General features: G+C 72.9%; 17 protein-coding genes. 12 read left to right on the forward strand and 5 right to left on the reverse strand.

Annotated features, from left to right (window positions below):
• Positions 1-356 precede the first annotated feature (356 nt).
• The 7 genes from ACGFRG_RS27210 (at position 357) to ACGFRG_RS27240 (ending at position 9,622) form a co-directional block, all read left to right on the forward strand.
• Positions 357-3,038, forward strand: coding sequence for a nitrate- and nitrite sensing domain-containing protein (locus ACGFRG_RS27210; RefSeq protein WP_393268091.1), 2,682 nt, complete (start codon positions 357-359; stop codon positions 3,036-3,038).
• On the forward strand, positions 3,035-3,520 hold the full coding sequence (locus ACGFRG_RS27215; protein WP_361430679.1) for a roadblock/LC7 domain-containing protein: 486 nt from the start codon (positions 3,035-3,037) through the stop codon (positions 3,518-3,520). Before ACGFRG_RS27210 ends, ACGFRG_RS27215 begins: the two co-directional genes overlap by 4 nt.
• Positions 3,517-3,915, forward strand: a complete 399-nt coding sequence (locus ACGFRG_RS27220) for a DUF742 domain-containing protein (RefSeq protein ID WP_393268093.1) — start codon at positions 3,517-3,519, stop codon at positions 3,913-3,915. Before ACGFRG_RS27215 ends, ACGFRG_RS27220 begins: the two co-directional genes overlap by 4 nt.
• Positions 3,896-4,543 carry an ATP/GTP-binding protein gene (locus ACGFRG_RS27225; protein WP_361430677.1) on the forward strand — a complete coding sequence of 216 codons (648 nt, stop codon included), beginning with the start codon at positions 3,896-3,898 and terminating at the stop codon, positions 4,541-4,543. The genes ACGFRG_RS27220 and ACGFRG_RS27225 overlap by 20 nt, the downstream gene beginning before the upstream one ends.
• Before the next feature lie 107 nt (positions 4,544-4,650).
• The gene (locus ACGFRG_RS27230) at positions 4,651-5,904 is read left to right on the forward strand and encodes a styrene monooxygenase/indole monooxygenase family protein (protein WP_361430676.1); all 1,254 of its coding nucleotides are present in this window, start codon (positions 4,651-4,653) and stop codon (positions 5,902-5,904) included.
• Between the two features lie 518 nt (positions 5,905-6,422).
• Positions 6,423-8,165, forward strand: coding sequence for an amidohydrolase family protein (locus tag ACGFRG_RS27235; protein ID WP_393268097.1), 1,743 nt, complete (start codon positions 6,423-6,425; stop codon positions 8,163-8,165).
• Positions 8,162-9,622, forward strand: a complete 1,461-nt coding sequence (locus ACGFRG_RS27240) for an aldehyde dehydrogenase family protein (protein WP_393268099.1) — start codon at positions 8,162-8,164, stop codon at positions 9,620-9,622. Before ACGFRG_RS27235 ends, ACGFRG_RS27240 begins: the two co-directional genes overlap by 4 nt.
• 232 nt (positions 9,623-9,854) lie before the next feature.
• Here ACGFRG_RS27240 and ACGFRG_RS27245 read toward each other — a convergent pair whose 3' ends face one another.
• The gene (locus tag ACGFRG_RS27245; protein ID WP_361433162.1) at positions 9,855-11,405 is read right to left on the reverse strand and encodes a CehA/McbA family metallohydrolase; all 1,551 of its coding nucleotides are present in this window, start codon (positions 11,403-11,405) and stop codon (positions 9,855-9,857) included.
• 206 nt (positions 11,406-11,611) lie between these two features.
• Here ACGFRG_RS27245 and ACGFRG_RS27250 point away from each other — a divergent pair, with 206 nt between their 5' ends.
• A complete protein-coding gene (locus ACGFRG_RS27250) occupies positions 11,612-12,442 on the forward strand; it encodes an LLM class F420-dependent oxidoreductase (RefSeq protein ID WP_361433160.1) in 831 nt (276 codons plus the stop codon).
• Positions 12,443-12,505: 63 nt separating this feature from the next.
• Here the strand turns inward: ACGFRG_RS27250 and ACGFRG_RS27255 are convergent, their stop codons facing one another.
• Entirely contained in the window at positions 12,506-14,179 is a 1,674-nt protein-coding gene (locus tag ACGFRG_RS27255) for a CocE/NonD family hydrolase (RefSeq protein ID WP_393268103.1), read from the reverse strand.
• Between the two features lie 207 nt (positions 14,180-14,386).
• On the opposite strand from ACGFRG_RS27255, the gene ACGFRG_RS27260 reads away from it, so the two are divergent.
• The 3 genes from ACGFRG_RS27260 to ACGFRG_RS27270 all read left to right on the forward strand — a co-directional run bounded on the left by ACGFRG_RS27260 (position 14,387) and on the right by ACGFRG_RS27270 (position 21,975).
• Positions 14,387-16,981 carry a bifunctional FO biosynthesis protein CofGH gene (locus ACGFRG_RS27260; protein WP_393268105.1) on the forward strand — a complete coding sequence of 865 codons (2,595 nt, stop codon included), beginning with the start codon at positions 14,387-14,389 and terminating at the stop codon, positions 16,979-16,981.
• A 61-nt stretch (positions 16,982-17,042) separates the two neighbouring features.
• A complete protein-coding gene (locus ACGFRG_RS27265; protein ID WP_393268108.1) occupies positions 17,043-20,573 on the forward strand; it encodes a tetratricopeptide repeat protein in 3,531 nt (1,176 codons plus the stop codon).
• 229 nt (positions 20,574-20,802) lie between these two features.
• Positions 20,803-21,975, forward strand: coding sequence for an ADP-ribosylglycohydrolase family protein (locus tag ACGFRG_RS27270; protein ID WP_393268110.1), 1,173 nt, complete (start codon positions 20,803-20,805; stop codon positions 21,973-21,975).
• A gap of 27 nt (positions 21,976-22,002) precedes the next feature.
• On the opposite strand, the gene ACGFRG_RS27275 is transcribed toward ACGFRG_RS27270, so the two are convergent.
• Positions 22,003-22,785: an SDR family oxidoreductase gene (locus ACGFRG_RS27275; RefSeq protein WP_393268112.1), complete on the reverse strand. Its 783-nt coding sequence runs from the start codon at positions 22,783-22,785 to the stop codon at positions 22,003-22,005.
• A gap of 112 nt (positions 22,786-22,897) precedes the next feature.
• On the opposite strand from ACGFRG_RS27275, the gene ACGFRG_RS27280 reads away from it, so the two are divergent.
• The gene (locus tag ACGFRG_RS27280; protein WP_393268114.1) at positions 22,898-23,737 is read left to right on the forward strand and encodes a hypothetical protein; all 840 of its coding nucleotides are present in this window, start codon (positions 22,898-22,900) and stop codon (positions 23,735-23,737) included.
• A gap of 156 nt (positions 23,738-23,893) precedes the next feature.
• Here the strand turns inward: ACGFRG_RS27280 and ACGFRG_RS27285 are convergent, their stop codons facing one another.
• On the reverse strand, positions 23,894-24,088 hold the full coding sequence (locus ACGFRG_RS27285) for a DUF397 domain-containing protein (RefSeq protein ID WP_361433145.1): 195 nt from the start codon (positions 24,086-24,088) through the stop codon (positions 23,894-23,896).
• A 213-nt stretch (positions 24,089-24,301) separates the two neighbouring features.
• A complete protein-coding gene (locus tag ACGFRG_RS27290) occupies positions 24,302-25,159 on the reverse strand; it encodes a helix-turn-helix transcriptional regulator (RefSeq protein WP_361433142.1) in 858 nt (285 codons plus the stop codon).
• Position 25,160 lies beyond the last annotated feature (1 nt).

Raw genomic sequence — 25,160 nt, forward strand, 5'->3', positions numbered from 1 at the left:
CACGCGCCTTCCATGGCCGGTGAATTGGCCTGGACCAGTGCGGCGGGCTGCGGATTTCCCGGCGGATGTGGACCTGTCAGGAAGCTGTGGGCGGGCATCCTGCCAAAGCCCGCGCGGAAGTTCCAACCGGCCGCGCGCACGAGCGGGGGCAGGCATTCCGCGGGAGTTGATGGCCAACTCCCGAGTGTTGTTCACTCGTTCGGGTGGCGGGGTGGATGTTGCATGCCTCCTTCCCAAAACCACTGGAATGGTCGTAAGCCGCGCAGGGGTGGGAACGCGTCGCACAGGGCGCAGGAGACGCATGACCGGTCGTCACCTCGGCTTCATGGGTGGACGAGTCAAGATTGAGAGCACCGGTGCAGAACAAGCGGCCTCGGGGCAAGGACGGCGAACCCGCGGAGGGTGCCGCGCGCACCGTGCGGGTACGGACCCGGCTGGTCGCCTCGGTCGCCGTGGTCTCGCTCACCGTGCTCGGCGCGGGCGCGCCCGCCGTGCTCGCCGCCTCCTCGGACCTCAACGACTCGCAGAACCTGGTCACCCTCGCCCAGCTCGACCAGCAGGCCGTCACCCTGGCGCACGCGCTCGGCGATGAGCGCGACGACGTCACCGCGTACATCGCCGGCGGCCGCGACCCCCGCCAGGAGGCCCAGCTCAAGGACCGCGCGGCGCAGGTCGACCGGCGCATCGACGAGATCCGCGCCAACGCCTCCGCTACGCTCAGCCGCGACCTCGCCACCGTGCCGTCGCTGCGCCGCACCGCGCTCACCGGCAAGGGCACCGCCCTGGAGGCCCACCGGGCGTACACGGACGTCATCGCCAAGCTGCTCGCCGTCGCCGACGAGCTCGCCGACAAGACGCCGCCGCGCGCCGCCGAGGCCACCCGCGCCCCGGCCGACCTCGGCCGCGCCGCCGAACTGGCCTCCGCCACCCGGGGCCTGCTCGTCGCCGCGCTCTCGGTGCCGCAGAAGTCCGCCGGCACGGTGTACGACCCCGTCACCGGGCGGTACGTACAGAAGGACGCGGCCGACAGCGACGAGGCGCGCACCCGGGACGCGCTGAGCGCCGCCGGACAGCAGACGCGGGTGCGCGAGCAGTCGGCGCTGGCCGACTTCGACCAGGCCGCGTCGGCCGCCGCCCGCGACAAGCTCGCCACCACGGTCACCGGCCCGGACGTCGACGCCGCCGAGCGCTACCTCGCGCGCCTGACCGACCAGCCCCAACTCAGCGCCGCCGACCGCAAGCTGGGCGCCGACAAGGTCGATGCCGCGCTCACCGCCCGGGTCGACCGGATGCGCGGCACCCAGTCGGGGCTCGCGGCGGCCGAGGTCAAGCGGTTCGAGGCGCTGCGCGACGACGACGTCACCGACCTGGAGATCAAGGTCGCCCTGGTGGGCGCGCTCGTGCTGCTCGCCATCGGCGTCTCGGCCGGCACCGCCCGCTCGCTGACCCGCCCGCTCGCCGTGCTGCGGCGCGGCGCGGCGCGGCTCGCGGCGGCCCCCGAGAGCGAGGAGCCGGTCCGCTTCACCGGCCGCAACGACGAGTTCGCCCAGGTCGTACGGTCCCTGAACACGCTCCACGGCCGACTCTGCGACCTCGGTGTGCGCGCCGACACGCTCGGCGCGGAGGTCTCCGGCGCCCGCGCCGCCGAGCAGGCGCTCGCCGCCGAGCGGGCGGCGCTGCTCGCGGACCGCGCCGAACTCGCCGATTCCGTACGCGAGTTGACCGCCCAGCTGGAGCGGGCGCGCGGGACCGTGGAGCACACCTTCGTCAACCTCGGGCTGCGCAGCCTCGCGCTGGTCGAGCGTCAGCTCGGCATCATCGAGGGCCTGGAGGAGCGCGAGCAGGACCCGGACCAGCTCGCCACGCTCTTCAAGCTCGACCACATGGCCACGGTCATCCGCCGCCACGGCGAGAACCTGCTGGTCCTCGCGGGCGCCGAGCACCACCACAACCACCCGGGCCCGGTCCCGCTGGTGGATGTGCTGCGGGCCGCCGTCAGCGAGATCGAGCGGTACGAGCGCGTCGTCATCCAGGCCGTGCCGCCGCACGCGCAGGTGGCCGGGTTCGCCGCCGACGACCTCAGCCACCTCGTCGCCGAGCTCCTGGAGAACGCCACCTCGTTCTCGCCGCCGGACGCCCAAGTGCAGCTCTCCGGCTGGCAGTTGGAGAACGGCGAGATCATGCTCTCGGTCCAGGACGAGGGCATCGGCATCGGCCCCAAGCGCCGTACCGAGCTGAACCTGCGGCTCGCGGACCCGTCCACGTACGAGCCGGGGGAGCCCGGCACGGACGCGGGCGGCCTCGGTCTGCACGTCGCCGCGCTGCTGGCGCGCCGCCACGGCGTACGCGTCGAGCTGCGCGAGCAGAGCCAGGGCGGGGTGGCGGCGGTGATCGTGCTGCCCGAGGCGATCCTGCCGACGACGCCCCCGGTCGCGGCGCCGCATGTGATGCCGGTCCCGGGCGACGCCCCGAGGTTCACCCTGCCGGGCGCGCTGGCGGAGGCCAACTCCAATGTGCTGCCCGAGCGTACGGAACGGTCGGGGCAGATTCCGCTGGTCAAGGCGGCGGTGGCCGAGCCGGACGCGGCGGAGGCCGAGGCCGACGAGCCGGAGGCGCACGAGCCCGACGCGCAGGAGCCCGACGCGCACGAGCGGGTCGTGGACCAGCCGACGTTCGAGATGCGGCTTCCCGCGTCCGCGCCGGAGGCGTCCGCGCCCGATCCGGTCGCAGCCGAACCGGTTGTTCCCGCGCAGCGGGTCACCGACAAGGGGCTGCCCAAGCGCACCCCGAAGGTGGTCAAGGCGGGCGGCACCGTTCCGGCCGCGCGCAAGGGCGGCGCCGATGTGGCCGACGCCCTGCGCCGCCGCCTCGGCGGTTTCCAGCAGGGCGCCCTGGAAGGCCGCCGGGACGCCGAGTCGGAGATCTCGGACGCACGTGGCGACGCGCGTGGCGACGTACGCGACGACGCACGCGACGAAGAGAAAACGGTACAGACACCACAACAGACGGGGGAGACAGTCGAGGAGGCACGCAGTTGACTGCGACCGGCACCGGCACGTTCGGACTGAGCAGCGAGGCACGCAATCTGCACTGGCTGCTGAAGAATCTCGTGGAGGAGGTGCCGGGGCTCATCTCGGTCGCGGTCGTCTCGTCGGACGGGCTGCTGCTGCTCTCCTCCGACCCGGAGCAGCGGCGCGGCCGCCCGGAGCCGCGCCCCCAGGGCCCGCGCGGCTCCAGCGCCGACCTCGCCACCATCGTCTCCGGCATCGCCAGCCTCACCCACGGCGCCGCGCGCCTGATGGACGGCGGCAACGTCAAGCAGACGGTGGTCGCGATGGAGCAGGGCAGCGTCTTCGTCATGGCCATCAGCGACGGCTCGCTGCTCGGTGTGCACGCCACACCGGACTGCGACATGAGTGTGGTCGCGTATCACATGGCGCTCTTCGTCGGCCGCGCCGGACATGTGCTCACCCCCGAACTCCGCAGCGAGCTGCGCCAGTCGATGGAGGCCGTCCAATGAGTCCGTCCGCCCCGAAGCTGCCGATACGCGGCGCCGGCTGCAAACCGGCGCGTGTACGCCCCTACTCGCTGACCGGCGGTCGCACCCGCTTCGGGCACGTACTGCTCGTCGAGACGTTCGTGGCGGCCATCGAGGCGCCCGAGGAGCGCAAGGCGCTCACCGGGAGCGCGGCGCGGATCATGCCGGAGATGCTGGCGATCGTGGAGATCTGCCGCGCGATGCGGACGGTCGCGGAGATCTCGGCGCTGCTGCGGATGCCGCTCGGCGTCGTCCGCGTCCTGCTCAGCGACCTGGCCGACCAGGGAAGAATCCGTGTGTACGGGACCGGGCACGGCCCCGGTCGGCCGGACCGCGCGCTGCTCGAAAGGGTGCTCAGTGGACTCCGCAGGCTCTGACGTCCTGACTTCCGATGTCCCGGCTTCCGGCGTCCCGGCTCCCGAGGAGGAGCTGAAGGACTGGCAGCGCGACCGCACCCGGGCCCCCATCGCCACGAAGGTCGTGGTGGCGGGCGGTTTCGGCGTGGGCAAGACGACGTTCGTCTCCTCGGTCTCGGAGATCACCCCGCTGCAGACCGAAGCGGTGATGACCCAGGCGAGCGAGGCCACCGACGACCTCGCGGCCACCCCGGAGAAGTCGACCACCACGGTGGCCATGGACTTCGGCCGGATCACGCTCGACGACGACCTCGTCCTGTACGTGTTCGGCACGCCCGGGCAGCAGCGGTTCTGGTTCATGTGGGACGACATCGTGCGCGGCGCGATCGGCGCGGTGGTCCTGGCCGACACCCGCCGCCTCACCGACTGCTTCCCGGCGCTCGACTACTTCGAGAGCTGCGGCCTGCCGTACATCGTGGCCGTCAACCACTTCGAGGGCACCGAGTCGTTCGAGGCCGAGGACGTCCGGGAGGCGCTGACCGTGGCGCCGCACATCCCCGTGGTGATCATGGACGCGCGGGACCGGATCACGGTGATCGAGTCGCTGCTGAGCCTGGTGTCGCACGCGCTGGAGGAGCTGCCGGAGTAGTTCCTCCGGCACGTTCTCGCAGGACCCGCCGCCATGCGGCGTTGCCACAAGACCCCGCCACCCCCCGTGTCGTACCCCTTTACGTATCGGTATCGGAGAAAATTCGTATGCGGAGAATCCTGATAGTCGGAGCCGGGCAGTCCGGTCTTCAGCTGGCCCTCGGACTTCAGTCCCAGGGGTACGAGGTCACCCTGATGTCCAACCGGACGTCCGACGAGATCCGGTCCGGCCGGGTCATGTCCACGCAGTGCATGTTCCACACGGCGCTCCAGCACGAGCGGGACCTCGGTCTGAACTTCTGGGAGTCGCAGGCCCCGCGCATCGAGGGCGTGGGCGTGTCGGTCGCGGCGCCCGACGCCTCGCGGGCGGTCGACTGGGTGGGCCGCCTCGACGGCTTCGCGCAGTCGGTCGACCAGCGGGTCAAGATGGCGGGCTGGATGGAGACGTTCGCGCAGCGCGGCGGCCAGCTGGTGATCCACGGCGCGGCCGTCTCCGACCTGGACTTCTTCGCCCGCACCTATGACCTGGTGCTGGTGTCGGCGGGCAAGGGCGAGCTGGTCTCGATGTTCGGCCGGGACGCCTCGCGCTCCCCGTTCACCGAGCCGCAGCGGGCGCTGGCGGTGGCGTATGTGCACGGGCTCGGCCCGCGTCCCGAGCACCCGGACTTCGACGCGGTCCGCTGCAACCTGGTGCCGGGCGTGGGCGAGCTGTTCGTGATGCCGACGCTGACGACGTCCGGCCGGGCCGACATCCTCTTCTGGGAGGGCGTTCCCGGCGGCCCGCTGGACGTGTTCCAGGGCGTGACGGACCCGGCCGAGCACCTGTCGCTGACCCTCGCGCTCATGGAGAAGTTCACGCCCTGGGAGTACGCGCGGGCGACGAAGGTCGAACTGACCGACGAGGGCGGTACGTTGGCGGGCCGCTACGCCCCGACGGTGCGCAACCCCGTCGGCCGGCTGCCCGGCGGCGGCCTGGTCCTGGGCGTGGCCGACGTGGTCGTCGCCAACGACCCGATCACCGGCCAGGGCTCCAACTCGGCGTCCAAGTGCGCCGCGTCGTACCTCGCGTCGATCGTGGAGCACGGGGACGGGGCGTTCGACGAGGCGTGGATGCGGGCGACGTTCGAGCGGTACTGGGAGACCGCGGGGCCGGTGGTGAAGTGGACCAACGCGATGTTGGGGGTGCCGCCGGAGCATGTGCTCAACCTGATCGGTGCGGCGGGCGAACTCCAGCCGGTCGCCGACCGGTTCGCGAACGGGTTCGACGACCCGGCGGACTTCGAGAACTTCTTCTTCGAGGAGGAGAAGGCGACGGCGTACCTGTCGCAGGCGGCGTCATCCCCCACCCCGCCCGTTCCCTAAACCCTCCGGGGGTGGGTGGGGGTGGAGGTGGTTCTCCCGGGGGCTACGCCCCCGGACCCCTTGGCGGGGGCTGCGCCCCCTGCACCCCGCCACGGGGCTGCGCCCCCTGCACCCCGCCACGGGCTGCGCCCCTGCGGGTGGGTGGGTAGCGGGGCTTCGCCCCGGAACCCGTTTTCGGCTGCGGATCGTGCTGGGTTGCTCGCGCAGTTCCCCGCGCCCCTTGGATGGGCCCTTCGGGCCCTCCTTCAGGGGCGCGGGGAACTGCGCGAGCAACCCAGCACGGCCCGCAGACGAAAGCGGGGTGCAGGGGCCGCAGGCCCCGCGAAGGGGTCCGGGGGCGTAGCCCCCGGGAGTGGGGCACAGAGAACGCGGGACGGCGGTCTCCCGGCCGTTGGACCCGTGCCGCCCCGGCCGGAGGCCACCCGGCGGCGGCCCGCCGAGCGTGCCCCCCGGCCGGGGCACACCCCGTACCGAAACGCCGGACGACCGGAAGAAGACGACCGCAAGAAGGGGACCGCATGCTCGACCACCTCATCCGCCACGCGACCGTAGTCGACGGCACCGGCGCCCCCGCGTACCCCGCGGACATCGGCATCCAAGACGGCCGCATCGCAGAAATCGCCGAGCCCGGCACCCTCGCCACAACCGCCGCCCGTACCAGCGAGGACGCCACCGGCCTCGTCCTCGCCCCCGGCTTCGTCGACCCGCACACCCACTACGACGCCCAGCTCTTCTGGGACCCGTACGCCACCCCGTCCATGAACCACGGCGTCACCACGGTCGCGGGCGGCAACTGCGGCTTCACCCTCGCCCCCCTGCACCCCGACCGACCCGAGGACGCCGACTACACCCGGCGGATGATGGCCCGGGTGGAGGGCATGGCCCTGAAGGCGCTGGAGGAGGGCGTCGAGTGGGGATGGTCCTCGTTCGGCGAGTACCTGGACGCGCTCGACGGCCGCATCGCCGTCAACGCCGGATTCATGGTGGGACATTGCGCCCTGCGGCGGTACGTGATGGGCGCGGACGCCGTCGGCGGGCAGCCCACCCCCGGCCAGCTCGACGCCATGCTCCGGCTGCTCCACGACGCCATGGACGCCGGGGCCTGGGGGCTCTCCACCACCCAGTCCACCACCCACTCCGACGGCGACGGCGAACCCGTCGCCTCCCGGCACGCCCGCCCCGCCGAACTCCTCGCCCTGGCCAGGGCGGTCGGCGAGCACGAGGGCACCCAGATCGAGGCCATCGTGGCGGGCTGCCTGGACCAGTTCTCGGACGACGAGATCGATCTGCTCGTGGAGATGTCCGCCGTCGCCGGACGCCCGCTCAACTGGAACGTCCTGACCGTCGACGCGGCCGTCCCCGCCCGCGTGCCGCGCCAGCTCCTCGCGAGCGAGCGCGCCCGCGAGGCCGGTGGCCGCGTCGTCGCGCTCACCATGCCGATCCTCACCCCGATGAACATGTCGCTCGGCACGTTCTGCGCCCTCAACCTCATCCCGGGGTGGGGAGACGTCCTCGAACTCCCCGTCCCCGAGCGGATCGAGAAGCTGCGCGACCCGCAGGTGCGCGCCGAGATGCTGCGCCGGGCGAACAGCGAGGAGGCCGGGATCTTCCGGCGGCTCGCCGACTTCGGGCGGTATGTCATCGGGGACACCTACTCCCCGGCCAACGAGGGCCTGACCGGCCGCGTCGTGCGCGACATCGCCGCCGAGCGCGGCCAGGACCCCTTCCTCTGCCTCGTCGAGATCTGCGCCAACGACCGGCTGCGTACGGTCCTGTGGCCCATGCCGAGCGACAACGACCCGGCGAGCTGGGCGCTGCGCAGGGCGACCTGGGAGCACGAGGACGTGCTGCTCGGCGGCTCCGACGCGGGCGCCCATCTGGACCGGATGTGCGGCGCCCCGTACACCACGCGCTTCCTCGGCGACTGCCTGCGCGGCCGCGGACTGCTGCCGCTGGAGGCGGCCGTGAAGATGCTCACGGACGATCCGGCCCAGCTGTTCGGGCTGCGCGGGCGCGGCCGGATCGAGGTGGGCTGCCACGCCGACCTCGTCCTGTTCGACCCGGAACGGATCGACGCGGGCCCGGCCACCCTCGTGCACGACCTGCCCGGCGACAGCCCGCGCCTGGACGCGAAGGCGATCGGCGTGGTCTCGGTCCGGGTCAACGGAGTCGAGACGATCCGCGACGACGTGGTGACCGGCGCGGTCCCGGGCATCGTCCTGCGCTCGGGCCGCGACACGAGGACGGTGGCCACCAAGTGACCTCGTACGAGGAGAAGTTGTTCATCGGGGGCGAGTGGGTCGAGCCTCACGGTGGGCACTACGAGATCCTGAACCCCGCCACCGAGACCGTCGTCGGGCTCGCGCCCGAGGCGAGCCGCGACCAGGTGTACGAGGCGGCCGCCGCCGCGCGCGAAGCCTTCGCCACCTGGTCCCGCACCCGCCCCGAGGAGCGTGCCGCCGTCCTCGACCGGGCGGCCGACCTGATCCAGCGCGACTTCGCCCCGTACGCCGAACTCGCCCGCGCCGAGACCGGCGCCACCACCGCCACCGCACGCGGTATGCAGGTCGCGGTGGGTGTGTCGCGCTTTCGCCGGTACGCGAAGGGCGCGCTCGAACCGGTCGAGGCGGCGGTCGTCCCGCAGGTCAACGAGGCCGGGCCGATGGGGAAGGCGGGCGTCTTCGGCGCCATGACGATCCGTCAGCCCGTCGGGGTCGTCACCTGTATCACCTCGTACAACAACCCCTGGGCCAACGCGGCCGGCAAGGTCGCGCCCGCGCTCGCCATGGGCAACACCGTGGTGGTCAAACCCGCGCCGCAGGACCCGCTGTCCGTCCTGCGGATGGCGCGGGCGCTGGAGGAGGTGGGCGCGCCGAGAGGCGTGGTCAACGTCGTCACCGGCTCCGCGCCCGCCGTCGGCGAGGCGGCCGTCGACTCCCCGGACGTCGACATGGTCAGCTTCACCGGCTCCACGGCCGTCGGGCGGCGCATCGCCGAGGTGTGCGGCCGGGGGATGAAACGCCAGCTCATGGAGCTCGGCGGCAAGGGCGCGGCGGTCGTCTTCGACGACGCGGACCTGGGGGCGGCGGTGCTGGGGATCGGCACCACGTTCTCGTTCTACAGCGGCCAGATCTGCACGGCCCCGACGCGGGTCCTGGCCCAGCGGGCGGTGTACGAGGAGCTGATCGCCCGACTCGCCGCGTACATCGGGCACTTGCCGGTCGGCGACCCGGCCGCGCCCGGCACGGTGGTGGGTCCGGTGATCTCGGCGGCCCATCGCGACCGTGTCGAGTCGTACGTGGAACTCGGCCGCAAGGAGGGCGCGCGGGTGGTCGCGGGCGCCGAACGCCCCCCGCTCGACCGGGGGTTCTATGTCGCCCCGACTCTCCTCGCCGACTGCACCAACGACATGCGGGTGGTGCGGGAGGAGATCTTCGGGCCGGTGGTGGTCGTGGTGCCGTTCTCCGACGAGGAGGAGGCGGTGGCGCTCGCCAACGACAGCGAGTACGGCCTTCTCGACTACGTCTGGTCCGGCGACGTGGCGCGCGCGTTCCGGGTCGCTCGGCGGCTGCGGGCGGGGGGTGTCGGAGTGAATACCGTCGCCCGCAACATGGAGGCGCCGTTCGGGGGGTTCAAGATGAGCGGGGTGGGGCGGGATGTGGGTTCGTACGCGCTGCATGCGTACGGGGAGACGCAGTCCATCGTGTGGCCGGGGTGAGCGTTCCGCTTCGCGGGGCGTGCGGTCATTCGTCTGCGGACCGTGCTGGGTTGCTCGCGCAGTTCCCCGCGCCCCTTAGATGGGCCCTTCGGGCCCTCCTTCAGGGGCGCGGGGCTGTGACATTTGCGGCTCCGCCGCGATGGGGGTCCCCCCTGTTCGAGCGGAGTCGAGAACTTGGGGGAGCGACCAGCCCCCACCCACCCGCAGACGAAAACCGCACCCCCGCGGAGCGCTAGTCGCCCAGGAACACCGGGTTCGTGAACGCCGCCAGCGGGCCCGGCAACCCCGGTACCAGTGGGGCGTGGCGGAGCTCGGCGCGGACGTACGTCGCGTACGACGGTGTCGTCTGCCACTCGGCGGAACCCGTTCCGGACGACGGCAGTGGGGTCGTGAACAGGGTGCCCTGGTCGGTCACGAAGGAGGCCGTGCAGCCGGGCGCGCCGGTGACCTCCAGGCGCACGGTCACCCGCTCGTCCCGCTCCGCCCGCAACCGCTCGCCGATGCCCGCGTGCTGACCGTGTCCACCCGCAGCCGTCAAGGTCAGCGACACCGCCGACGACTCCGCCACGTACGAATGGCCCGCCTTCAGGCCCGCCTGGATCGCCGACCGGGAGAGCTCGTCCGCCAGGACGACCGTCTGGGGGCCGCCGATGCGGTCGGGGTCGCGGTGGGCGTCGCTGTTGCCCATCGCGGGTGTCCAGGAGCCGCCCGAACGGGCCGCCACCGCCAGGGTGTTGTCCCACTCCGCCAGCGTCACCTCGTCGTCGGGGGTGTACTGCCCGTTCCACACCTCCACCACGTCCGCCTCGCCGAACCCGAACTTCCACCCGCAGCCGACGCAGGTGGCGTGCGGGTGGGCCGGGACGACCAGGCCGCCCGCGCGGCGGATCTCGCGCGCGTAGTGGCCGAAGCGGTTGTCGCGGGCCCGGTAGCGCCAGTCGATGAACGTGCCGGGGTCGGTGCCGAGCGCCACCACGTGGCCGTTGCGGGTGGTGATCTCCTCGCCGGTGAGGATCAGCAGGTCGTCGCCCCACAGGCCCTCCCACGCCGGGTGTGAGGCGTGGGTGTTGTGCTCGGAGGTGTTGATGAAGTCCAGGCCCGCCGCGCGCGCGAGCGCCACGATCTCGGCCGGGGTGCGCCTGCCGTCCGAGTACCAGGAGTGCATATGGCAGTCGCCCCGGTACCAGGCCCGGCCCCGGCCCTTGGCCCGCGGCGGCGGGTACACCGGGGCCGGTGTGGTGCCGCGCTCGCCGAATCTGAGCGTGACGGTCACCGAGTACGGCAGGCCCTGCGGCGCGACCGTGTACGGGCCGAGCGCGATGTGCCAGGTCCCGGCCCGCACCGGACCCGGGATGTAGCCCGGGGTGGCCGCGTCCGCCCGGATGAAGAACTCGGTGCGGGCGCCGCCCGACCAGCCGCGGAAACCCCGGCCGCCCAGGGCGGTGCCGCGCTCGTCGAAGACGCCGATGTCCAGCGCGTTGTTCTGCGTCCCGGCGGGCACGGTGGTCTTCTCGTACGTGTACGAGACCGCCAGCTCCCGCACCCCGCGCGGGACCTCCACCGGGAGGTAGACGAAGTCCGGCGCGCCGGGCGGCAGGGTGCCCGTGACGACCCGGGTCCGGTCACCCGTGCCGCCACCGGCGCCCCCGTCGCCCGGGGCCGCGTTCGCGAAGCTCACGGTTCCCAACGTAAGCGCGGTGGCCGCTCCCGTCACGAACAGTCCGCGCCGTCCGATCGATCTGTCGTGCGCCGTTTCGTCCGGTCTGCTCTGCGGTCCGGTCATACCCAGTGCTCCCAGCGGGATGGAAATGGAAGGGGTGCCTGACAGTTCCCCCCACAGTCGTACGCTCGCGTGAACTCCCCTACAAGGAGCGGCGGTTGCCGAATGACCGGCCCGTGGCGGTTCCCGGCGCGCCATGGCCGGTTCGCGGCCCGCGATGGCCGTATGACCTCCCTTGCACCCGTGACCCCGCGGGGATATGAAGAGGCATGCGTATCGCCACCACGATCTTCCTCACCGACGAGACGGTCACTCCCGTATGGATCGCGCGCGAGCTGGAGGAGCGCGGCTTCGCGGGCCTCTACCTGCCCGAGCACACGCACATCCCCGTCGAGCGGATCTCCCCGTACCCGGCCGGCGGCGAGCTGCCGCGCCAGTACGGCCGCACCCTCGATCCGTTCGTCGCGCTGGGGCAGGCGGCCGCCGTCACCGAGACGCTGGGGCTCGGCACCGGGGTCACCCTGGTCGCCCAGCACGACCCGATCGACCTGGCCAAGCAGGCCGCCACCCTGGACCACCTCTCCGGCGGCCGCTTCACGCTCGGCATCGGCTACGGCTGGAACCGCGAGGAGGCCGCCGACCACGGCGTGGAGTGGTCCACGCGCCGCGAGCTCGTACGGGACCGGGTGGCGCTGATGCGGGCGCTGTGGGCCGAGGAGCCGACCGCGTACCAGGGCGCGTTCGGCTCGGTGCGGGCCAGCCACGCCCACCCGAAGCCCGTACGCGGCGGGGCGCCGCGCGTGCTGATCGGCGGCTCGCCCGGGCCGAAGCTCTTCGCGCACATCGCCGAGCAGGCGGACGGCTGGCTGCCGATCGGCGGCGCCGGGTTCACCGAGTCCCTGCCGCGGCTGCGCCAGGCGTGGGACGCGGCGGGCCGCGACCCGGGCGACCTCCAGATCGTCCCGTACGCGGTGGCGCCCAACCCCGGCAAGCTCGCCCACTTCGAGGAGCTGGGCATCGGCGAGATCGTGGTGCTGCTGCCGTCCGGCGACGAGTCGACCGTGCTGAAGGCGCTGGACGAGTACACCCCGTATCTGTGACAGGCTTCGGCGGCCCGGCCTCTTCGGTTCCTTTCGGGGCCTTCGGCCGGGCCGCCGCGTTGCTCAGCCGAGCGGAAGGTCCAGGTGGGACGGGTCGTCGGCCGGTGAGGTGACCGTGATCGTGCCGCCGGGGGCGTTGGCGTCCCCGTAGAACGGGTCGACCGTGTCGAGGACCAGCATCAGCCGGTGATCCGCCGGGATGTCGTACCCGGTGGCCTGGAACTCGACGTCGACGCTCACCGGACGGCCCGGGGAGTGGTCGAGCCGGGTGAAGGGCGCGTGCGTGACGATGTGCGCGCTGCCGTCCGGGCCGACGTCGAAGAGGTGGGCGACGAACGTCGACGAGGCGTGTGTCGAGGTGTACGTGAGGTGCAGCCGCGGGATGCCGCGCAGCCGCGCGCCCGACGGGTACCCGCCGGTGACCCAGACGGCGGCGTCCGCGCGGTCGATGTCGTGGGTGGGGTAGACCTTGGGGTTGCCCGCCATCTCCTGGTTGCCGGTCTCCAGGATCTTGTCGGCGACGGTGGCCGGGGTGTCGGTGCCGACGCGGAACTCGCTGGTCCAGCCGGTCTCCGGCTTCTCCGCGAGCCCGCCGTCGCGCTCGTGCCTGCCGCGGCCGTCGCCGCTGACGGCCGTGCTCGTCAGATACAGCCGGTCGGTGGTTTCGGTGACCGCGCCCCAGTCGTCCCTGAGCTCCAGCTCCTCGTTCCACATGATCTGGCCGAGCACCCGGCCCTCGGTGGCGATGCCGTTGGGCTCGCCCTTGAGGTGGTGGTCGAACCAGCGGTGGGCGTCGGCCCAGATCCGGTTGGGCAGCCCGATCATGCCGCTCATCTCCGGGCCCGAGTGGTCGCCTATGGACAGGTCGATACGGCGGGGGCCGGTCAGCGCCGTGAAGGTGCGCAGCGCCTGGTTGGCCGGGAACAGCGTCTCGTGCCAGGCGTTCGCGTAGAAGACCGCCACCGGGCGCCCGTTGAGCAGGTCGACGTAGGTGTACGGGGAGCGCTCGCGCGCCCACTCCAGGGTCTCCTCGACGTTCCGGTCGGCCAGCACGTCGTCGAAGGCCTGCTCGGTGCGGGCGCTGAGGCGGGCCCGCTGGGCGGCCTGGCGCAGCAGCCGCACCGACTCCACATGGCGGGTGCTGTTCTCGTAGAACGCCTCGCCCAGATCGCCCCAGGTGCTCAGCGCGGCCACCGCGTCGACGCGCGGGTCGTGGGCGGCGACCAGCTGGCTGATGCCCGAGCCGTACGAGTCGCCGAGGAAGCCGGTCTTCGTCACCGGGCCCTTGACCTGGTCGATCAGATACGTGAGCGCCGCGCGCCCGTCCGCCACGTCGAGCGGGCCCGCGACCTCCACCTCGCCGCCGGAGGCCCCGCCGAACTGGGCGAGGCCGAAGCCGCGCGGGGTGTAGGCCAGGACGTGGTAGCCCTTGAGCGCGAACCTCGTGGCCTGCACCGCGTACACCAGCCAGCCGAAGTCGGTCCACGGCGCGGGCATCACGATCGCCGGGCGCGGCCTGTTGCCGGTGTGCCGCCACAGCGCCCCGGCCAGCTTGACGCCGCCCTCGCCGGGGACCTGGACCTGGGCGAAGGTGAGCACGGAGAGCGCGCGGGTGACCTCGCCCGCCCGCGCGGGCGAGAGGTGCGCGGTGTCGCCGCTCCTGAGCGCGGCGGCGAACTGGGTGAGCGATGCCTCGTCGAGCTCCGGATACAGGCTCACGTGTTGCTCTGAAGTCACGTCAGTACCGTCCCACTTCGTCGGAGGTGCGGGATGTGGACTGCGGGTGGTTCTCAGGGCCCGGGCGCCATGGCGTTGCGGCCCTCAGTATCGACGCGGACACACAGAGAGACGCAGCCGTATGCGGCACTTTGGCCCAAAACATGTGCCGCGCCCGCTTCTCCGGGCCGCGAGCAGGCGCCCCCGGACCGCTCGTATGCTCGGGTAATGACTTCCAGCGCGCAGCGACCGCAGGCAGACGCACCGACCGCCAACGCGATGCGGCGCGCGCTGAAACGTGCCCGCGACGGCGTCGCGCTCGACGTCACCGAGGCCGCGGTGCTCCTCCAGGCGCGCGGCGACGACCTGGCCGACCTGACCGCGTCGGCCGCGCGCGTGCGCGACGCGGGCCTCGCGGCGGCGGGCCGGCCGGGGGTCATCACGTACTCCAAGAGCGTCTTCATCCCGCTCACCCGGCTGTGCCGCGACAAGTGCCACTACTGCACCTTCGTCACCGTCCCCGGCAAGCTGCGCCGGGCCGGGCACGGGATGTTCATGTCCCCGGACGAGGTCCTGGACATCGCCCGCCGGGGCGCCGAACTCGGCTGCAAGGAAGCCCTGATCACCCTCGGCGACAAGCCGGAGGACCGCTGGCCCGAGGCCCGCGAGTGGCTGGACGCGCACGGCTACGACGACACCATCGCGTACGTACGGGCCATGTCGATCCGGATCCTGGAGGAGACGGGTCTGCTCCCGCACCTCAACCCGGGCGTGCTGTCGTGGACGGACTTCCAGCGCCTCAAGCCCGTCGCCCCGTCCATGGGCATGATGCTGGAGACGACCGCGACCCGGCTGTGGTCCGAGCCGGGCGGGCCCCACTACGGCTCGCCGGACAAGGAACCCGCCGTGCGGCTGCGGGTGCTTGAGGACGCGGGCCGCTCGTCGGTGCCGTTCACCAGCGGGCTGCTCATCGGGATCGGCGAGACGTACGAGGAGCGCGCCGACTCGCTGTTCGCGCTGCGCCGGGTGGCCCGCGCCTACCACGGCATCCAGGAACTCATCATCCAGAACTTCCGCGCCAAGCCCGACACGGCGATGCGCGGCATGCCGGACGCCGACCTCGACGACCTGGTGGCCACCGTCGCCGTCGCCCGGCACATCATGGGCCCCTCCGGCTGCCTCCAGGCGCCGCCCAACCTGGTCGCGGGCGAGTACGCGCGGCTCATCGGCGCGGGCATCGACGACTGGGGCGGGGTCTCGCCGGTCACCATCGACCATGTGAACCCCGAGCAGCCGTGGCCGCTCATCGACGAACTGGCCGCGCGCTCCGCCGAGGCGGGCTTCGAGCTGCGCGAACGCCTCTGCGTCTACCCGGAGTTCGTGCGGCGCGGCGAGCCGTGGCTGGACCCCCGGCTGCTGCCGCACGTGCGCGCGCTCGCCGACGCCGGGACGGGCCTGGCGAACCCCGACGCGCCCGTGCGCGGCCTGCCCTGGCAGGAGCCCGACGAGAGCTTCACCGCGACCGGCCGCACCGATCTGCACCGCACCATCGACACCACCGGCCGCACCCACGACCGCCGCGACGACTTCGACGAGGTGTACGGCGACTGGGAGGCCCTGCGCGAGGCCGCGGCCCCCGGCATGGTCCCGTCCCGTATCGACACCGACGTACGCCAGGCGCTGGCCACGGCCGCCGACGACCCCACCAGGCTCACCGACGACGAGGCCCTGGCGCTGCTGCACGCCGACGGCCCGGCGCTCGACGCGCTCTGCCGGATCGCGGACGAGCTGCGCCGGGACGTGGTGGGCGACGACGTGACGTACATCGTCACCCGGAACATCAACTTCACCAACGTCTGCTACACCGGCTGCCGCTTCTGCGCCTTCGCCCAGCGCCGCACCGACGCCGACGCGTACACCCTCTCCCTCTCCCAGGTCGCCGACCGGGCCGAACAGGCGTGGGAGGTGGGGGCGGTGGAGGTGTGCATGCAGGGCGGCATCCACCCCGACCTGCCGGGCACCGCCTACTTCGACATCGCGCGCGCGGTGAAGGAGCGGGTCCCCGGCATGCATGTGCACGCCTTCTCGCCGATGGAGGTCGTCAACGGCGCCACCCGCACCGGCCTTTCGATACGGGAATGGCTGGCCGCGGCCAAGGAGGCGGGCCTCGACTCGATCCCCGGCACCGCCGCCGAGATCCTCGACGACGAGGTCCGCTGGGTCCTCACCAAGGGCAAGCTGCCCACCGCGACCTGGATCGAGGTCGTGAAGAGTGCCCACGAGCTGGGCATCCGCTCCTCCTCCACGATGATGTACGGCCATGTCGACCAGCCCCGCCACTGGCTCGGCCACTTGCGCACCCTGGCCCGCATCCAGCAGGAGACGGGCGGCTTCACCGAGTTCGTGACGCTCCCGTTCATCCACACCAACGCGCCGGTCTACCTCGCGGGCATCGCCCGCCCGGGCCCGACGATCCGCGACAACCGCGCGGTGACGGCGATGGCGCGGCTGCTCCTGCACCCGCACATCCCCAACATCCAGACCAGCTGGGTGAAGCTGGGCACCGAGGGCGCCGCCGAGATGCTGCGCTCGGGCGCCAACGACCTGGGCGGCACGCTGATGGAGGAGACCATCTCCCGGATGGCGGGCTCCAGTTACGGCTCGTACAAGTCCGTCCAGGACCTGATCGCGGTCGCCGACGCCGCGGGCCGACCGGCCCGGGCGCGCACCACGCTGTACGGCGAGGTGCCCGAGGAGCGGCAGCGCGCGGCCGCCGCCTCCGACGGCCATCTGCCCGAGCTGCTGCCGGTGCTGGAGGACTGAGACCGCCACGAGTCGAGGGACCGGGGCCGCCGCCCGGGCCGGGAGATCGCATACTGATCCCATGGCAGCGGCCAAACCCTCGATGCAGGAGCTGATCCGGCGGCGCAGACGGGCCGGGTTCGTCGGCCGACGCGGCGAACTCGCGGTGTTCCGCGAGAACTTCGCGCTCCCGCCGGACGACGAGCGGCACCGGTTCGTCTTCCACGTCCACGGCGCCGCGGGCGTCGGCAAGACCTCGCTCGTGCGCGAACTGGAGCACACCGCGCGCGAGCGGGGCGCCGTGACCGCGTACGCCGACGAGGCCGTCAACAGCGTCCCCGAGACGCTGGCCGCGATCTGCGCGCACTTCGCCCGCCAGGACCGCCCGCTCAAGGCCCTGGAGCGGCTGCTCGCCACCTACCGCCAGCGGCGTTACGAGGCGGAGTCCGCCGTCCCCGACGGGCCCCCGCCGCCCCCTTCGCCGGGTGGCCGCATCGCCGCCCGGGCCGGTCTCGTCGGCCTCGGCATGGTGCCGGGCGCGGGGGCGCTGGCGGGCGGCCTGGACCCGGACCAACTGGCCCTCGGCGCCGACCGGCTGAGAGCCGCGCTCAGCGCCCGCTTCGGCAAGCAGGAGGACGTCCAGCTGGTCCTGGACCCGCTCCAGGTGCTCACTCCCGTACTGGTGACGGAGCTGAGCCGGATCGCCGAGGACGTCCCCTGGATCACCCTGTTCTTCGACACGTACGAACGCACCGGCCCCTTCCTGGACACCTGGCTGCGCGACCTGATCACCACCGAGCGGTACGGGGCGCTGCCCGCCCAGGTGGTCGTCGTCCTCGCGGGCCAGCGCCGGCTCGACCCGGTCTGCTGGGCGGACAGCGCGGACCTGGTCGCGGAGCTGCCGCTCGACCTGTTCACCGAGGCCGAGGCGCGTCAACTCCTGGCGACCAAGGGCGTGCTGGACGAGGAGGTCGTCCGGGACGTGCTGCGCCTTTCGGGCCGTCTGCCGGTCCTCGTCTCCACCCTCGCCGAGAACCCGGGCGACGCCCGCGCGCCCGGCGCCACCGCCGTCGACCGGTTCCTCAAATGGGAGGCCGACCCGGTCCGCCGGGCGGCGGCGCTCGCCTGCGCGCTGCCCCGCCGGATCGACGAGGACATGTTCCGGGCGGCGGTCGACGAGGACGTGTTCCGGGGTGCGGTCGAGGCGGACGCGGCGGGGCTGTTCGGCTGGCTGTGGTCGCTGCCGTTCGTGAGCGACCGGGGCGGGCGCGCCCAGTACCACGCGGTGGTGCGCGCGGCGATGCTCGGCGTCCAGCGCACGGGTTCGCCGCAGCGCTGGAGCGAGCGCCATCAACGGCTGGCCGAGGCGGTCGCCGTACGCCGTGAGGCCGCGGCCGAGGAGCTGCCCGTGCGCCGCCTGTGGGGCCAGGAGCAGTGGCGCGAGCTGCGCCTTGAGGAGTCGTACCACCTGCTGTGCGCCCGCCCGCAGGCCGCGCTCGCGCGCGTGCTGCGCGACGGCGTGGACGCCTGCGACGCCGGGCCCGCCGTCGCCCGCCGCTGGGCCAGGACGCTGGCCGAGGCGGGCGAGGACGCGGACGCCGAACCGCTGCGCCGCTGGGGCGCGGACTGCCTGGCGGCACTGGACGACGAACGGGCGGGCACAGCCCGGATGCTGGGCCTGCTCCTGTCGCGGGGCCGGCTCTCGCCCGAAGGCCGGGCGTGCGCCCACATCGCACGGGGCCGGGAGCTGCGCGATGCGGGCAGCCACCGGGAGGCGCTGGCCGAGTTCGACCAGGCGATCGCGCTCGACCCGGAGCGGGCCAGGGCGCACTACGGCCGCAGCGTGGTGCGCAACGCCCTCGACGGCCCGGCCGCCGCGCTCGACGACATCGCCCGGGCCTGCGAACTGGCCCCCCAGGACGCGTACTACATCGGCTACCGGGGCGACCTGTACCGCAGGCTGGGCCGCTTCGAGGAAGCCCTCGCCGACCTCGACCGCGCGATCCTGCTCGACCCCGGCGACGCCTGGGCCCCCGCGAGCCGGGGCCGCACCCGCCACCAGATGGGCCTCCTGGAGGGCGCCCTGTCCGACCTGAACCGGGCCCTGGAGCTGAACCAGGACTACCTCTGGGCCCTGGTCCGGCGCGCCCAGGTCCGCCACGGCCTGGCGGACACGGCGGGCGCGCTGGCCGACCTGGACCGCGCGGAGCGCCTGGCGACGGACACGGCCTGGGTGGTCGGGGTGCGCGGCGACGTCCTGCGCACGGCGGGCCGCCACCGGGAGGCGGTGGCCGAGTACACCCGCGCCCTCGCGGCCGACGCGGGTTACGCGTGGGCGCTGGGCAGCCGTGCGATGTGCCTGGAGGAACTGGGCCGCCACGATGAGGCGCTGGCGGACTACGACCGGGCGCTTGAGCTCGACCCGACGTACGCGTGGGCGCTGATCATGCGGGCGAGACTGCGCTCGGAACTGGGCGACGCGGAGGGCGCGCTGGCGGACCTGGACGGCGCGGTGGCCCTGTCGCCGGACGACGTCTACGCGCTGACGTGGCGAGGCAGGATCAACCGTCGGCTGTGGCGCCCGGAGAGGGCGTCGGCGGACCTGGACAGGGCGGCGAGAATCGCCCCTCACGCGGTATCCCCCCTGGTGGAACGATCGTTCCTACGAGCGGACCTGGGTGACTGGACGGGCGAACTGGCCGACCTGGACAGCGCGGTGGCCCTGTCCGGCCCCGACGACCGTGGCATCCGCCTCCTGCGCGGCGAGGCCCACCGCCGGGCGGCACGCTACGAGGCCGCGCTGGCGGACTGCCGGGCGGCGGTCGAGGAGGAGCCGGAGGAGGCGCAGGCGGTGGCGGCGCTGGGGCAGGTGCTGCGGGGCCTGGGCCGCCACGAGGAGGCGTACGAGTACGCGAACAGGGCGGTCCTCCTGTCCGGTGAGTCGGGCTGGATGTGGGCGTCCCTCGCCGCGACCCACCTGGCCCTGTCCCGCCCGGCGGAGGCACTCGCGGCCCTGGACCGGGCGATCGAGCTGGACCCGAACGTGGGGTGGGCGCGGGGGAGCCGGGCGAGGGTGTGGCTGGCGGCGGGGCTTACGGAGGGGGGTGCGGGGGAGCGGGCCGCTGGGTTCATGGCCCGGGGTGCGGCGGAGCTGGAACGCTGCCTGTCCCTCGCCGACGGCCGCGCGGCCCGCGCGGCGGACCCCGACACCCCCGAGGGCATCGAAACCCTCTGCACCACCCACCGCGCCCAGGGCAACCACGCCCTGGCAGCGGCCCTGGCAACCCGGCTGCCGGGCGAGCGGGGCGCGTACCACCACGCGATGGCATCGAGCCGCGCGGGGTTGGCCTCGTCCCCGTGGGCGGAGGCGGGCGACGGGGTGGTGGCGGTGTGCGCGCGGGGGGAGTGGGAGCGGGCGGACGCGTTGGTCTCGGAGCTGGTGGGTGCGGCGACGACAGGGGCCGCCCCGGCCTGGGAGGCGTTGATGGAGGCGGCGGAGGGGTTGACGGAGCTGGGGCTGTGCGAGGCGGTGCCGCCGGGTGAGCTGCGGGACCGGGCGGACCGCGTGCGCACGGCGCTACGGGAGTGCCCCCCAACCCACCCGTTCCCTTGAGCCCTGGGCGGGCCCACCCCGTGGGGCTCAAGGAACTGAGGGGGCGCAGCCCCGCCCGGGGGTTCCGGGGGCGGAGCCCCCGGGAACACCCCTCCCTCCCTCACCCCAACCACCCCCGGAGGGTTCAGGGAAGGGGCGGGTGGGGGACAAAATTCGCCCCAAGTACGACACTTCGCATAACCATCGCGGTCTTATTCGGCACCCACCCAGTCGATTACAGTGCTTCGCCATGAGCGCAGCAGCCACCGGACCGGCCACGTCCATATGGGGCCGCACCGAGCAGCAGGACTTCCGCAGCCGAGTCCGCGGCAGCCTCCTCGGCGGCGCGATCGGTGACGCGCTCGGCGCCCCCGTCGCCCACCTGACCCTGAACGCGATACGCGCCCACCACGGCCCCGAGGGCGTGAGGACCCTCAACCCGCCGCCCCCGGCACCCCCGACCGGCCAGCCGGAGGCACCCGCACCCGCACCCGCCCCCACCGGCCGAATAACCGCCGCCACCCAACTCACCCTCTTCACCGTCGACGGCCTCATCCGCGCCCAGGTCCGCCGCGACACCGGCGCCTGGCATCCGCCGACCGACGTCCACCGGGCGTACCTGCGCTGGGCCGCCACCCAGCACGACTGGGGGCCGGACGAGCGGCGCAAGGACAATGGGTGGCTCGCCGCGCAGGAGTGGCTGTACAGCCGCAGGGACCCGGCGCGGCCCTGCCTCGTCGGTCTTGCCGACGACGTGATGGGCACCCTCGACCGCCCCAAGAACCCCGACGCCCGCGACCCCGCCGCCCTCACCCGCTCCGGCCCGTTCGGGCTGCTCGTCGGGTGGGAGCCGCAGCTCGTGCTCCAGCTCGCCGTCGAGTGCGCCGCCCAGACCCACGGCGCCCCCGCCGCGTACCTCTCGGCCGGGGCGTACGCCGTCATCGTGCACGGACTGGCCCGGGGCGAGTCCCTGGACGCGGCCGTCCAGCGCACCCTCGCCCTGCTCGCCCAGCGCCCCGGCCACCAGCCCGTCACTGACGCCCTCAAGCACGCGCTCGGCGCCGTACGCCAGGGCATGCCGAGCCCCGGCCTGCTCGCCACGCTCGGCGAGGGGCATCTCGCCGAGGAGGCGCTGGCCATCGCCGTCTACTGCGCCCTGGTCGGCGAGGACATCCGGCACGGCCTGCTCCTCGCCGTCAACCACGACGGCCCCTCCGACGCCACCGGCTCCCTCTGCGGCACCCTCCTCGGCGCCCAGCACGGCGAGACCGCCCTGCCGCCGGGCTGGCTCGCCGAACTGGAGGGCCGGCCCACCGTCCTGGAACTCGCCGACGACTTCGCCATGGAGATGACCCAGGGCCCGGCCCTGCATGGACCGGCCGTCAACACCCCGGGATGGCTGGCCCGTTACCCACGGGCGTGAGCCCGGCGCCCGCTGTCGAGGGACCGACTACCGCATCAACTCACCCGCGTTCACCAGCAGCGACTGCCCCGTGATCGCCCTCGCCCGGTCGGAGGCCAGGAACACCACGGCCTCGGCCACGTCCCCGTCCGTCGCCAGCTCCGGCAGCGCCATCCGCTCGGTGAGGCGGGCCAGTACCTCGGTCTCGGGCAGCTGCTCGGTGTGCGCGGTGAACTGGACGTACGCCTGGACCGGCGGGCCCCACATCCAGCCCGGCAGCACCGTGTTGACCCGGATCCGGTGCGGTCCGAACTCGCGCGCCATCGAGTACATCGCCGACGTCAGCGCCCCCTTCGACGCCGCGTACGCCGCCTGCCGCACCTGCGAGGGCGCCGCCACCGCCGACTGGGTGCCGATGACCACCACCGACCCGCCGCGCTCCTTCAGTGCGGGCAGGCACGCGCGGGTCATCCGCAGGGTGCCGAGCAGGTTGACGTCCAGGACGCCCTGCCAGGTGGCGAGGTCGGCGTCCTCGATCCCGCCGAAGTAGCTGTCCCAGGCGGCGACATGGACCACCGCGTCGATCCGCCCGAACCGTTCCACCGCGAGCGCCGCCAGCGCCTCGCACTGGACCTGCGAGGTGATGTCCGTGGGGCGGTACGCCGTGTGCGCGCCCTCGGGGTCGATCTCGTGGGCCGCCTTCACCAGGTTCGCCTCGGTCCGCGCCCCGAGCACCGCGTTGCCGCCGTCGCGCACCACGGTCGCGGCGACCCGGTGCCCGAGCCCCGCGCCGACCCCGGACACCACGACCGTCTTCCCGTCCAGCAACATCCGGTACCTCCCGGCTCTGGCAGTTCTTCTGACGGAGCGTCAGAGTAGGTCGGTCCGCAGCATGAGGGAAGCCATCGGGGAAAGCGCCGGGGCGGCACGGAAGGGGAGTGGCGTGGGCGAGGAGACCAGGAGCGAGACGTACGCGGAGCTTGCGGCCGTCGGGCCGTACGGCGTGCATCCGGGGCACGCGCTGATCACCATGGTCGAGCCGCATCCGGGCCATGAGTACGCCTACAACCGCTGGTACGAGGACGACCACTACTACGCGGGCGCCATGGCCATGCCCTGGATGTACGCGGGCCGGCGCTGGGTCGCCACCCGTGAACTCCAGGAGCTGCGCTACCCGGAGAAGTCCGCGATCGCGCGGCCGGTGACCGCCGGGTGCTATCTCTCCACGTACTGGATCACCGAGGGCCGCTACGACGACCACATGAAGTGGACCGTCGGCATCAACAAGCGGCTCAACCGGGACGGCCGCGTCTACCAGGACCGTACGCACGTCTTCACCGCCTTCCAGGACCACGAGGGCACCGTCTACCGGGACGGGGCCGCGGGGCCGCGCGACTTCCACGCGCTCGACCACCCCTACGCCGGGCTGGTGCTGGAGGTGATCGACGCCGAGAGTCCCGAGCGGCGCGGTGAGCTGGTCGAGTGGCTGCGGGACCGGCGGCTGCCCCGGCGGCTCGCGGGCGGGCCCGCCGCGATGGTGACGCTCTTCGGGCCCACCCCGCTGCCCGGCGACCGTATGACGTACGTCAAGCAGGTCGAGGGGGTCGGCACCCGGCTGACGCTGCTGTGGTTCCTGGAGCGGGAGCCGGGCGAGGTCTGGGCGGAGCACTTCGCGGGACTCGGTGAGGAGGTCGCCGAGTCGGGCCTCGGGCGGGTGGAGTTGGTCGCGCCGTTCCTTCCCACCGTGCCGGGGACCGACCGGTACGTCGACCGGTTGCGCTGAGCGGGCCGCGCGGGGAGGCGTACGTGCCCGGACAGCAACCAGCCCCCTCGGCCAGGACGGCGGACCGGTCGAGAGGGCCTTGCGCGGGTTGTGCGGGTTGTGCGGGTTGAACTACTGCGGGCGGTGCGGGTTGTACCGGTGGTGCTCCGTGCTGCGTTACGGGCGGCTGATGTCGAGGACGAAGGCCGACCAGGTCTCCGGGGCGAAGTCCAGGATCCCGAGCTCGGGGTTCTTCGAGTCGCGGACGGACAGCGTCTGGCGGTTCTGCGTCTTGACTTCCACGCAGTCGCCGTTCACCGCGGAGTACGAGGATTTGGTCCACTCCGCGAACGCGTTGGGCTGAACAGACATGGTAACTCCGATGGTTGTGCCGGTTTGTCTGGGTGTGGTGCACCCTGCCGCCGTTGCCAGCGACTGTGCGTGCGACGCTACGCCGCAACATCACCCGGAGCAGGGGGTGTTCACCCATTCGGGCGGCATATTCCATGGGGGTCTTTTGAGTTGAGGGGGCCTAGGTGTAAGGTGCGCGCCTCGCGGCGGGCGAGCCCCCACGGCTGGATTCCGTCAATCCCGGTAGCCGTCGGCCACCTCGTGGATGAACGCCCGGGACAGCTCCGCGCTGAGCGCCTTGGCCCGCAGATGCTCGTACATGACCGTGTAGCTCTGGACGTCGTTCGCCTTCTCCAGATACAGGTCGCTCGTCACGCCCTCCAGATAGACGACGCTGGCGTCGAGCGCGTCGTGGAACTCCAGGATCGCGAACTTGCCGTACATGCCCGGGTGCGCCCCGGCGTCGTACGGCAGCACCTGGAGCGTGACGTGCGGCTGCTCGCTGAGGTGCGCGAGATGTTCGAGCTGGGCCGTCATGATCTGCCGGTTGCCGACGACGCGGCGCAGCAGGGCCTCGTCGATCACCGCCCAGAAGCGCAGCGGGTTCACCGGGTCGGTGAGGCGGTCCTGGCGTTTGAGCCGGATCTGGATCCGTTTGTCGACGTCGGTCTGGGTGGCCTCGGGCCACATGCCCTCGATCACCGCCTGCGCGTACTCGCGCGTCTGCAGCAGCCCGGGCACGATCAGCGACTCGTAGACGCGCAGGCTCGCCGCGTCCGTCTCCAGACCGATGTAGACGCTGTACGGGATGTCGCCGAAGGCGTGCCACCAGCCCTGCTGCCGGGAGTCCTTGGCCATTTGCATCAGCGAGTCGACGATCCGGTGGTCGTCGACCTCGTACACCCCGCACAGATCGCGTACGTCGCGCTGGCTGATGGAGCGGCGGCCGTTCTCCAGCCTGCTGATCTTCGACTGGGAGACCAGCAGGCGCTCGGCGACCTCCTCGGCCGTCATGCCTTTCAGCTCGCGGAGCCGACGGAGCTCCTGGCCCAGTCGGCGTCGCCTGACGGTGGGATTGACGTTGGACGCCACG

The organism is Streptomyces sp. NPDC048696 (assembly GCF_043198895.1).
Taxonomy (GTDB): domain Bacteria; phylum Actinomycetota; class Actinomycetes; order Streptomycetales; family Streptomycetaceae; genus Streptomyces.

Coding starts and splice junctions, on each gene's coding strand:
- ACGFRG_RS27260 (WP_393268105.1), top strand. CDS start 14,387: ATGACTTCCAGCGCGCAGCGACCGCAGGCAGACGCACCGACCGCCAAC.
- ACGFRG_RS27275 (WP_393268112.1), bottom strand. CDS start 22,785: ATGTTGCTGGACGGGAAGACGGTCGTGGTGTCCGGGGTCGGCGCGGGG.
- ACGFRG_RS27235 (WP_393268097.1), top strand. CDS start 6,423: ATGCTCGACCACCTCATCCGCCACGCGACCGTAGTCGACGGCACCGGC.
- ACGFRG_RS27230 (WP_361430676.1), top strand. CDS start 4,651: ATGCGGAGAATCCTGATAGTCGGAGCCGGGCAGTCCGGTCTTCAGCTG.
- ACGFRG_RS27265 (WP_393268108.1), top strand. CDS start 17,043: ATGGCAGCGGCCAAACCCTCGATGCAGGAGCTGATCCGGCGGCGCAGA.
- ACGFRG_RS27250 (WP_361433160.1), top strand. CDS start 11,612: ATGCGTATCGCCACCACGATCTTCCTCACCGACGAGACGGTCACTCCC.
- ACGFRG_RS27220 (WP_393268093.1), top strand. CDS start 3,517: ATGAGTCCGTCCGCCCCGAAGCTGCCGATACGCGGCGCCGGCTGCAAA.
- ACGFRG_RS27285 (WP_361433145.1), bottom strand. CDS start 24,088: ATGTCTGTTCAGCCCAACGCGTTCGCGGAGTGGACCAAATCCTCGTAC.
- ACGFRG_RS27270 (WP_393268110.1), top strand. CDS start 20,803: ATGAGCGCAGCAGCCACCGGACCGGCCACGTCCATATGGGGCCGCACC.
- ACGFRG_RS27245 (WP_361433162.1), bottom strand. CDS start 11,405: ATGACCGGACCGCAGAGCAGACCGGACGAAACGGCGCACGACAGATCG.